Genomic DNA, 10991 nt, shown 5'->3' with positions numbered 1-10991 from the left:
CATATTAAACAACAAATTAATTGAACAGGAGGTATGAGAATTATGGATCAGAAAAAACGCGCGTGGCTTTACTGCCGAATTGATGCTCCGGAGGATGAGCATGGCCGCCTTAAGGAGCAGAAAAAGGAGCTTACGGATTATGCCGAACAGATGGGTTTTGAAATTGCCGGAGTCTCACAGGACACCGGCAGCGGTCTGTGCTTTGATAGGGATGGTCTTTCAGAAGTGGCTGAGGCGGCTGTCGCAGACAAAATGGATGTTCTGCTGGTTGTCAATATTTCTCGTCTCGGCAGAGATACCGTAAAAACAATGGATTTTATCCGCCAGCTGCGTGGTCAAGGTGTGAAGCTCTACTCTCCCTTGGAAGGTGAGATTAGGGCTTACATCCATGATGAAATCTATTCGCAGCTTACCAACACACTGAATTTATAGGGAGGGAAAAACCATGTCACAGACCCAAATGAGCAATGAAATAAAGTACAAAATAGCACTTTCACTGCTTAAATCTCTACTGCAAAAAGGAATTATAACCTTTGATGAATATAAGGAAGTAGACAAAATAAATCAGTGTTTATACACTCCACAATTAGTTGAGGTATATATGTAAAAACACTTGATATACTGATTTTTCTGTGGTACTGTGTGTTGCTAACAGGACATAAAGTTCTGATAAAAAGAAAGGAGTAAGCGTATGCCAAATGTAACAGTTATAAACCCAACTCGCCAAATTATAGAAAATAAGCCGGTTCCCCAAATGCGTGTATGTGCATACTGCCGTGTCAGCTCCAATCATGATGAGCAACAGCAGTCCTTTTCAGCACAGGTTGAATATTATACTAACTTAATTGAAGAAAACGCCGAATGGAAATTCAGCGGCATTTATGCCGACGAGGGGATCAGCGGTACCAGCAAACACAAACGAAATGAGTTTCTAAGGCTCATGAAAGACTGCGAAGCTAAAAAAGTGGATATGGTTATTACCAAATCGATATCAAGGTTTGCAAGGAATACAAAGGACTGTATAGAAGCAGTTAGGAAGCTGAAAGAACTTAACATTGCCATATATTTTGAAAAAGAGAATATCAATACCTTGCTAGTTGACAGTGAGCTGATAATAACAATACTTGGTTCAACAGCGCAGGAAGAATCAGTATCCATATCAAAAAATAACAGATGGGCAATACAAAAAAGGTTTCAAAGCGGTGAATGGAACCCCCCCTACCTTCCTTATGGATATACGAAAGATGAAGATGGTGAAATCATTATTGATGAAGTGGAAGCGGTCATTATACGCGGGATATTCAGTGAATACTTAAATGGGAAAGGTTCCTACATCATAGCAAGAGAATTGACACAAGATGGGGTTGCTACAAGGAGAGGCGGTAAGTCATGGACAGAAAATGTCGTCAATGAAATACTGATAAATGAAAAGTATGTCGGCGACATGATTATGCAGAAAACTTATACAACGGATACCATTCCTTTTATGAGGAAAAAGAACAACGGGCAGAAACAGCAGTATTTTATACAGGATAACCATGAGCCTATTATTACAAGAGAACAGGCCGAGCGAGTGAAAGAAATCATAAACCGGCGAAAACGAGAGAAGAAAATGCTCTGTGATACTCAAAAGTATAATAACCGTTACCCATTCTCAAGCAAGATTGTGTGCGGGGAATGCGGAACCACTTTTAAAAGACAAATAATATTCAAAGGAAAGCCTTACCAAACCGAGCAGTGGTGCTGCAAAAAGCATATAAGAAATATAGCAGAGTGCAGTATGACAGCAATCAAAGAGGCGTATATCAAAAAAGCATTCGTTCAGCTGTATAATAAATTGAAAACCAACTACGAACCAATACTCATTCCTTTACTTGAGGACTTGAAAAAACTCCATTATAAAAATGAATACGGATCACAGATTAAACAGCTTAATCATAAAATAGCAGAACTTATGGAACAGAGTCATGTACTGAGTAGACTGAGGTCGAAAGGATATCTTGACTCTGTTCTTTTTATAGAAAAAAACAACCTCATTGTGCAGGAACTTTCAGAGATAAAAGAACAACGTAACAAGCTCCTGAATTGCTCAGATTTCGATAATGAAATCAGTAAAACCGATGAGCTGATAAATATGCTCAAGAAACAAGATGGCATCATGGAAGAATTTAATGAAGAGATTTTTTCACTAACAGTAGAAAAGATTGTTGTGAAATCAAAAGTCGAGCTTACCTTCCGCTTAATCAATGGACTTGAGCTTACAGAGTTTATTGGAGAGGATGTGAAATAGATGGCGCAAAGGCATATGCCCATCGGGTATAAAATGATCGATGGCGTTATTACCATCAAGGATGACAAGGCTGAACTTGTTAGAAAAGCCTTTGACTACTATGCCTCCGGTATCTCCATGCTGCAGATAGCAAAAGAGTTCACTGATATGGGAGCCTTGAATGCCAATGGAAAGCCCCTCTGGAATCATGGTTCTATCGGTAAAATACTGAACAACGTTAAATATATTGGGGATGAATTCTACCCTGCTATTATTACAGGAGAATTATTTGAGAAAGCTGAAAAACGCAGAGAAGAACAATGCCTTCTGTTAAATAGAAATACGAACTACTTCGCCAACGCCCTTACAAGTAAATACCCCTTCAGCGGAAAAGTCGTATGCGGTGAATGCGGTGCAATATTCAAACGCTACACAGAACACCATAATGCCAATAAAAAGGCAAACTGGAAGTGCAAAAATTACATTGTAGACAACAGGGTTTCCTGCCGAAGCGGAGTGATTGATGATAAGCAGCTTGAAGCTACCTTTATAGGGATTATAAACAAAGTGATTAAAAATCCCAATCTAGTAAAGCCCTCATCCAAATTAGCGGAATTAACTCAAAACGAAAAAGTCGATAAAGTGTCTCAGCAAATTGTTGATGGTTTTAGCAGCTCAAAAATCAATTACGAAAAAATGGTACAGCTTATTTTTGAAAGGTCTTCCAAAATATATCAAAGTGCAAAGTTGAATGATTTTGAATATCAAACAAAAAAGCTGCTATCTGTACTGCAAAACTCCAAGCCTGTCACAGAATTCGGCGAGGAATTATTTGTAAAGACCATTAAAAGCATCACGGTCTATGTATCCGGACAGCTACGATTTGAACTGATAAACGGAATACAAATTGATGCAGGCTATCCATTACGTACAGGAAGGAGGAACCCGTATGCCAAGGATAAAGAAAACAGTGTCAATAATCCCGCCCAATCCGGCATATAACCAAGATGTAAAGGTAGAAGAAAAGAAGCTTAGAGTAGCGGCATACTGCCGTGTCAGTACGGAGCTTGAAGAACAGCAGTCAAGCTATCAGACACAGGTAGAGCATTATACAAGAGAAATTCAGAACAATCCCAAATGGATATTTGCAGGGATATATGCAGATGAAGGTATCAGCGGAACCAACACCAAAAAGCGTGTGGATTTCAATCGGATGATAGAGGACTGTTTGGCTAGTAAAATTGATATGGTACTGACTAAGTCAGTAAGCCGGTTTGCACGAAATACTGTAGACTGCATTACATATATAAGACAGCTTAAAGAGAAAAACATTGCGGTTTTCTTCGAGAAAGAGAACATTAATACTCTTGATGGTGCCGGGGAGCTTTTAATCACCATACTCGGAAGCCTCGCACAGGAAGAAAGCCGCAGCCTAAGCACCAATACCAGATGGGGCATCGCACGAAGATTCGAAAATGGTCAGGTGTATCTTAACCACAATCGGTTTTTAGGCTATACCAAAAATCAGGAAGGAGAACTTGTCATTGTCCCTGAAGAAGCGGAGGTAGTAAAACTTATATTTAGGCTATATTTAGAGGGGAATAGCTGCGAAAATATAAAAAAACAGTTAGAGGAAAAAGGTATTAAATCACCCACAGGTAAAAATAAATGGTATTCAACTACCATAAGCCATATGTTGTCAAATGAAAAGTATATGGGCGACGCACTACTGCAAAAGAGTTACACCACAGATTTTATCAATAAAACAAGGGTCAAAAATAACGGCATCGTGCCCCAATATTATGTAGAGGGAAGCCATGAGGCCATCATATCAAAAGAGCTATGGAATCTTGTGCAGGAGGAAAAAGCCCGCCGTAATAACATTAGAAAGTCCATCGATAAAAGAGCGACTACTGATAACGGTAAATACAGTTCAAAATATGCACTCTCAGACTTAATGATATGCGGCGAGTGCGGCAAACCATACCGGCGTGCTACATGGACAAAAACCAAAGAAAAAAGGATTGTATGGCGATGCTTTAACAGGCAGGAATACGGAAATAAATACTGCCATGAATCTCCTACCATAGATGAATACATCGTCCATGATGCCATCAGAAATGCCATTAATCTGCTTATTGATGATAAAGATGAATTCATCTCCACTCTTACATCCAATATTATAATGGTAATGGGCAAGTACTCAAAGGTCATAGATGTCAAAGCCATGGATGAACGATTAGAACAACTGAAAACGGCGATGTTTACCCTGGTAGAAAAGAATGCAAAGAGCGGTAAGGATGATATGAACTTTGATCAAGAGTACGAAAAAATCGCTGAGGAGCGAAAACAAATACTAAAGGCCAAAAATGAGTATACCGAGCAGAAAGCCCTCTATGATACATACAGTCGCAGAGTAAGTGAGATGCAGAAATTTCTCGGGGACAAAAAGTGCACCATGGCAGAATTTGATAATGAGCTTGTCAGACGGTTGATACAGAGCATCAAAATTATATCCGAAGATAAGATGATCATCACCTTCAAATCCGGCATAGAGATGGAACAGACAATGGAAGTGCGAGAAAAATATAAAGGATGCGGACAATGGAAAAGAAATAAAAGCAACGCTAAAATCAGTGCCTGCTTATGATCCGTAAGCAGGCACTAAAAATTTTATTAGCAAGTAAGCTAATGCTGAATGCGAATTAGCGGAAGATGCAACTATCCGGAAAAACCGGATAGTTCAAAAAGAGGAGAATAGAAAAGTCGCAGAGATATTTTTATTTTATAATCTTGACACTATTATATCCATTACTATCGGGTGAATTCATTAAGAGCAGTGTTATCTTTTAGCTATAGCTAATAAGTTTACAGATATAAACTAAGATTTTGTAGCAAGAATTAATAATCTGATACTGATATGATCAAGCCTGTATGTATTTTCCCTTGCGGCCTTTTTCTCTATACTATGATGACTCTTACATAAATTCTGATTTCACTGAATTAAATATTGCAAACGCAGAATTTTTACGATATAATTATGAAAAGAAAAGCCTAAGAAAAGCCTAAGTGAGGTGATTGTTTTGTCCGTGAGCTACAAAAAACTTTGGAAGCTCCTGATTGATCGAGAGATGAAAAAGAAAGACCTCTGTGCTAAAGCTCGCATAAGTCATGCATCAATGGCCAAACTCGGGAAGAGCGAAAATGTGACGACTGATGTTCTTGTACGGATTTGTTCTGCTTTGAACTGTGACATCGGTGATATTATGGAGATCCTCAATGATTCTAATATTGCTGAATAAATAACTAATAACTGAACTAGAAAGGGGGCTGTACATAGTGGGTAATTCAATACGCAGCAAAGTTGAACAGCACCAATCAAGCATTCCAGCGCGTCCTTTACTTAAGTGGGCGGGTGGCAAGACCCAAATGCTCAATGATATTTTACCTAAAATACCGACTTCGTATGGTCGATATATAGAGCCGTTCTTTGGCGGAGGAGCGCTATTCTTTGCGCTTAATCCTTCCAACGGTATTATTTCAGATAGTAACCCTGAGTTGATTAACATGTACAGGCAAGTGGCAGAGCATGTGGATGATGTTATTACATACCTTCACACTTATAGTAATACAGAAGAAATGTTTTACGCGGTCAGATCACTGGACTGGCATCAACTATCACCATCAGAAGCCGCAGCTAGGACAATATATATTAATAAAACATGCTTTAACGGTTTATACCGAGTAAATAAAAAGGGGCAGTTTAATGCACCTTTTGGACGATATAAGAACCCAAAGATTTGTGATATTGAAACTTTGTATGCAGCATCTGTTGTTTTGCAAAAAGCTACAATTGTCTGTGCAGATTATCTTCAGGTTTTAAAAGACTATGCGCAGCCGGGTGACCTCGTGTTTCTTGATCCACCGTATCTTCCCGTATCAGAGTACTCGGATTTCAAGCGATACACAAAGGAGCAATTCTATGAGGAGGATCACGTGGAACTTGCTCATGAGGTACAGAGACTTCACGAATTGGGATGCCACGTAATTCTTACAAATTCCAACCACCCATTAGTGCATGAGCTTTATGGTACCTTTAATATTGATGTTGTGCAAACCAAACGCTACATTTCATGCAATGGCAACAGTCGCAAAGGTGAGGATGTTATTATTGCAATCCCTCCGAAAAAAGGTATTACTTTGTCAATTGTGCCTGCACCTTTACATGCACAGGTTGATAAATATCCACCGACGCGCTTTATGGGCTCTAAGAGTAAGTTGCTTTTGCAAATATGGGACATTGCTTCCCAATTCACATTTGATAGCGTTGTTGATCTCTTTGCGGGATCTGGTATTGTGGGATACATGTTCAAAGCTCAAGGAAAGACAGTTATCAGCAATGATTACATGGCTATGTCGACAACCTTCGCCAAAGCCATGATTGAAAATAACTCGGTTATCCTTCCACGAAGTGAAGCAAAAAAGTTGCTAATAGATTCACAAGAGTCCGATCATTTCGTTTCTACTACTTTTGCTGGGCTTTATTTTTCTGATCATGATAATGTATTGATTGACACCTTGCGTGCAAATATCGCAGCTATTCGAGACCCCTATAAGCGCGCAATTGCCATGTCTGCATTGATCCGCGCTTGCATTAAGAAGCGTCCTAGAGGTATTTTCACCTATACTGGTGACCGCTATAATGATGGAAGAAAAGACCTGAAAAAATCGTTTGAAGAGCAGTTCATGGATGCGGTAACTGCTGTAAATAGTTCTGTTTTTAATAATGGGAAAGTTAATAAAGCAAAAAACAGTGATGCCATGCAATTGCGAATTGAAACGCCGGACATGGTATACATTGACCCACCATATTATTCTCCATATTCCGATAATGAGTATGTACGTCGCTACCATTTTGTTGAGGGCCTCGCTCGAAATTGGGAAGGCGTTGAGATACAGCAGCATACGCAAACAAAAAAGTTTAAGTCGTATCCTACGCCCTTCTCCACGCGGAAAGGCGCTGCTGATGCTTTTGATCTACTGTTCAAAAAGTATGCGAGTAGTATAATCATCGTTTCCTATTCATCAAACAGTTTGCCAACACTTGATGAGATGGTTTCCATTCTCTCAAAACACAAGGAACACGTTGAAGTTATTCCCGTGGATTACCGATACTCTTTCGGTAATCAGGGTAACAGAGTAGGAAACAACAAAAACCAAGTCCAAGAATACTTTTTTATAGGGTATTAAGGAGGTGCAACTATGACACTTTGGTATATAGGTAACACATCCGTCAGAAGTGCATTCCGCCTACGTGACGGTTTAGTTGCGCTTTCTACGTCTTACCTTCAAGGCAACATGCGTGGTCAAGATGGTGACCGCGCTTTTCGTGAATTGCTAGGGCAGCACGGCATTGTTTCGCTTGGAACAGATGAAACAAACAGCGTAGGACGGAAATGGCGATCTGCTCTTGGCAAGTTGGGATTTCTGTACCCGGAGATTCCGCATTCTGCTACAATTCGTCAAGAAGACGTTGGTGCTATGGACACCATCACTCCCAATGGATGGCGACTAATACGCTCGGAAACCGTGCCTGCCATGCAAGAGTGTTTTTTGCGTGCTCTGGCTGCTCAATATATCGAAATTCAAAATGCAGATGGGCAATCTACATGGTTTTCACCGCTCCGGCACACCTTGGCAGTGCTTCTCGAAGTGGAACGGCAAACTGGTGTGGCTACTGTTAGCTTTATTGAGATGGCTCTTCATGTTCAGACTACAAGCAGCGCAGATAACATTGTGACCGTAGCTGAACGCATTATCGCGTTGAGAAATGAACGAAACGCCGCTGAATCGAAACGCCGTTTTGATTCAGCCAAATATGAAGAGGCGGGTATTGCATTCGGCCTAAAGGCATCAACCTTCCGCGATTATGCCGACGCCAATTTCAGATACTTGAAAGCTACCGGTCTTGTCCAAAATAGAGGACGCGGTATCGCTCTAGTACCAGAAAAGCGTCTGTTTGCAGAGCTAATGGCAAGAGATACATCTGCTCCGGCAACTGAACTTGAAAGGTATACTACGTTGTGCAATGGCGCGGTGCTTCCTACAGACACGCAGGATGCAGCATTGGACGTGCTACACGATCTGCTTGCACAGTTATCACAGATGGGTATTTCGTTTGTTCTTGGTGATCGGCCAGTAGATACGCCGGCTGACATTGCCATTATCCGACACGAAATTGAAGATATTATTTTTAAGCAAAAGGAAGAAATTTACGCCAGTGAGCAAGCGGGTCAATGGGAAGAAATTGCTACATACATCGATCTCATTGCTTCGCGCAGAGACCGTCGCCGCATAGATGAGGATACAGAGATCGTTATTCCTCGAAGTGAAGCTCCTGCATATCTGGAGTGGACGTTGTGGCGTGCATTCTTGGCTATTGACAGCTTGGAAAACAAGCCATATGAAGCCAGGCGTTTTAGGATTGATCAGGACTTTTTACCGGTGGGCACCGCCCCTGGCAACGGCCCAGATTTAATTATGGAGTTTCGTGATTTCGTTATTGTTATCGAAGTTACTTTGACCGAAAACTCTAGACAGGAGGCTGCCGAAGGGGAACCTGTCCGTCGTCATGTGGCTGATCTTATGAACCAGTATGCCGAAGCTAATGGGAAGCCCGTGTATGGCTTGTTTATCGCCAACAATATAGACTCTAATACCGCAGAAACATTTAGAATTGGCGTTTGGTATTCACGAAGTGATGAGAAAATACACCTACATATTATCCCCATAACTATTACTCAATTCAATACGTTTTTTAAGGCGTTGTTTACTACAAACAATGTCACGCCAGAAGCAGTAATAAATTTAATGAATGATTGTGAGCAATACCGAGCAGGCTGTGAAGCTCCTGAGTGGAAAACTATGATCAGTCAGACTGTTGAACGAACTGTTTCTGCGATGGTCGTACAATAATGAAATTCATGTTTTTTACGCTTTGGAATGCAAAGGAGAATGTTTATGGAGGAACAAACAATTCAAGAAAAAATCAAGACAGCCTTCATTGATGCGGTTTCAACTTCTTCAGAATTCACGGGAGAAGAAATCAAAGAGATTGATGAAATTATCTCATCAACTCAAAAAGCGGATAAGATGGCTGAAAATTTATTGAAGACTATTGGGGGTGCTGCAGATGAAGATACTTAACCTCCATATACAGAAATTCCGTGGAATTGTAGATCTCGAGCTAAATTTTGATGGAAAAAATGCTGTTGTTTTTGGGCCAAACGGTGTAGGTAAAAGTGCTGTTGTTGATGCAGTGGACTTCCTTTTACGCGGTGAGGTATTTAGATTAACTGGTGAAGGAACCGGTGATGTTTCAACAGCAAAACACGGCCCGCACATTGGCAGTCAACCTGAAGAAGCGAAGGTTACTGCTGTCATTCAAAGTATTAACGGGAAAGTTTTTACAGCTGAGCGTACAGTGGCTCAAAAAGAGCAGGTAACACTCAATCCAGCTTATTCTTCTGAATTCGGCGAAATGGTTGCCTACGCTAAAAGCGGCGCTCATTGTCTTACAAGGCGGGAATTACTTCGTTACATTTTGACGACACCTGCTACCAGATCTGCGCAGATTCAAACATTGTTGGATATTGCCGATACAAAAACCGTGCGTGACGCGTTTACAAAGCTTAGAAAGACCGCTGCCAAGAACTTTAAAGAGGCAACCGACTCATTAAAGCGCTATTCCATTGATCTTCGGGCAAAGGTTGGTGCTACCACTGATGAACAGTTGCTTGGGAATATCAATTCTCTGCGAGCCATTTTAGGGGGTAACGCACTTACATCACTTGAAGAATGTTCATTTACTAATGACCTTTCATATAGTGATAGCAAGAAAAATGTTGAAATAGCTAACTGCATGCGCGCTTTGGACAACCTTGCCACATACATTCCAACATTACGACCCACACTACGGGAAAAACTACAGGAAGTACAAAATATAGTTAAGCAAATTGAAAATGAAAATTCGTCTATTGCCAACATAAATTCCATAGCACTTATAAAATCTGGGCTTGCGCTGATGGATGGCTCAGGCCGTTGCCCTCTTTGCCTGCATGAGTGGCCATCTGAAGCCGAACTACTTCAAATATTGCAAGAGCGTAAAGAAAAGAGTGAAACTCTTTCCACTTTGCTGGATGAATATAAAAACGCGGTTACTACTCTTATAAACAATTTTAATACATATAAATTAAAAATCGGAACACTCCCGCAGCAGTTATTGAAATGGGATATTGGTTGCATTGAAGAATTAAGTGCTGAAATTCAAGCAATTACAGATGTATTTTTTCCAGATAACAATGCGTATAAGTGCTTTGCAGACATTCAAAAGATTGTGACTGCTTTCATAGATAACCGAAGTCCGGATACTGTTTTGGCTCTCATTGAAAAGCAACTCTCTGTTTTGCGTCCAATGATTGATGAAAGTAGCAAAGCTAAAAGTGATGCGTGGCAAGCACTCAACACAGCCAAAGAACTGTTTATTAAAATTGAAATGCTTAAAGACAAGCTCCCAACTATTAAGTTGGCAGCAGAAAAAGCTACATTTTTATTAGAAATATATGACAGATCACAGGCAACAATTTTAAACGGACTATTTAATTCAATCAGCGAGCGATTCACAGAGTTTTATAAAGCAATGCATGTTGAAGACGAAGAGCAG

The 10991-nt window shown here is 40.4% G+C and carries 10 protein-coding genes; all 10 read left to right on the top strand.

Annotation, left to right across the window (positions count from 1 at the left end; genetic code table 11):
- The first annotated feature begins 33 nt into the window (after positions 1–33).
- Positions 34–432, top strand: coding sequence for a recombinase family protein (locus DSOL_RS24440; RefSeq protein ID WP_345788428.1), 399 nt, complete (start codon positions 34–36; stop codon positions 430–432).
- A gap of 13 nt (positions 433–445) precedes the next feature.
- Entirely contained in the window at positions 446–607 is a 162-nt protein-coding gene (locus DSOL_RS28245; protein ID WP_170871611.1) for an SHOCT domain-containing protein, read from the top strand.
- An 84-nt stretch (positions 608–691) separates the two neighbouring features.
- Positions 692–2290: a recombinase family protein gene (locus DSOL_RS24435; protein ID WP_075367337.1), complete on the top strand. Its 1599-nt coding sequence runs from the start codon at positions 692–694 to the stop codon at positions 2288–2290.
- Positions 2291–3271, top strand: a complete 981-nt coding sequence (locus DSOL_RS24430) for a recombinase family protein (RefSeq protein WP_075367336.1) — start codon at positions 2291–2293, stop codon at positions 3269–3271.
- A complete protein-coding gene (locus DSOL_RS24425; RefSeq protein ID WP_075367335.1) occupies positions 3219–4919 on the top strand; it encodes a recombinase family protein in 1701 nt (566 codons plus the stop codon). The genes DSOL_RS24430 and DSOL_RS24425 overlap by 53 nt, the downstream gene beginning before the upstream one ends.
- A 433-nt stretch (positions 4920–5352) precedes the next feature.
- Complete coding sequence (locus DSOL_RS24420; RefSeq protein ID WP_075367334.1) at positions 5353–5571, top strand: helix-turn-helix domain-containing protein; 219 nt, start codon at positions 5353–5355, stop codon at positions 5569–5571.
- Positions 5572–5608: 37 nt separating this feature from the next.
- A complete protein-coding gene (locus DSOL_RS24415) occupies positions 5609–7519 on the top strand; it encodes a Dam family site-specific DNA-(adenine-N6)-methyltransferase (RefSeq protein ID WP_083643016.1) in 1911 nt (636 codons plus the stop codon).
- Between the two features lie 12 nt (positions 7520–7531).
- Positions 7532–9244 carry an AlwI family type II restriction endonuclease gene (locus tag DSOL_RS24410; protein ID WP_075367333.1) on the top strand — a complete coding sequence of 571 codons (1713 nt, stop codon included), beginning with the start codon at positions 7532–7534 and terminating at the stop codon, positions 9242–9244.
- A 45-nt stretch (positions 9245–9289) separates the two neighbouring features.
- On the top strand, positions 9290–9475 hold the full coding sequence (locus DSOL_RS24405) for a hypothetical protein (RefSeq protein ID WP_075367332.1): 186 nt from the start codon (positions 9290–9292) through the stop codon (positions 9473–9475).
- A partial coding sequence (locus tag DSOL_RS24400; RefSeq protein ID WP_170871610.1) for an AAA family ATPase occupies positions 9462–10991 on the top strand: 1530 nt, incomplete at its 3' end. The genes DSOL_RS24405 and DSOL_RS24400, both read left to right, overlap by 14 nt.

Origin of the sequence: Desulfosporosinus metallidurans (assembly GCF_001936615.1) — a bacterium.
GTDB lineage: Bacteria > Bacillota > Desulfitobacteriia > Desulfitobacteriales > Desulfitobacteriaceae > Desulfosporosinus > Desulfosporosinus metallidurans.
Note: the sequence above shows the minus strand (reverse complement) of the source record. Positions and strands in the feature narration are given on the sequence as shown.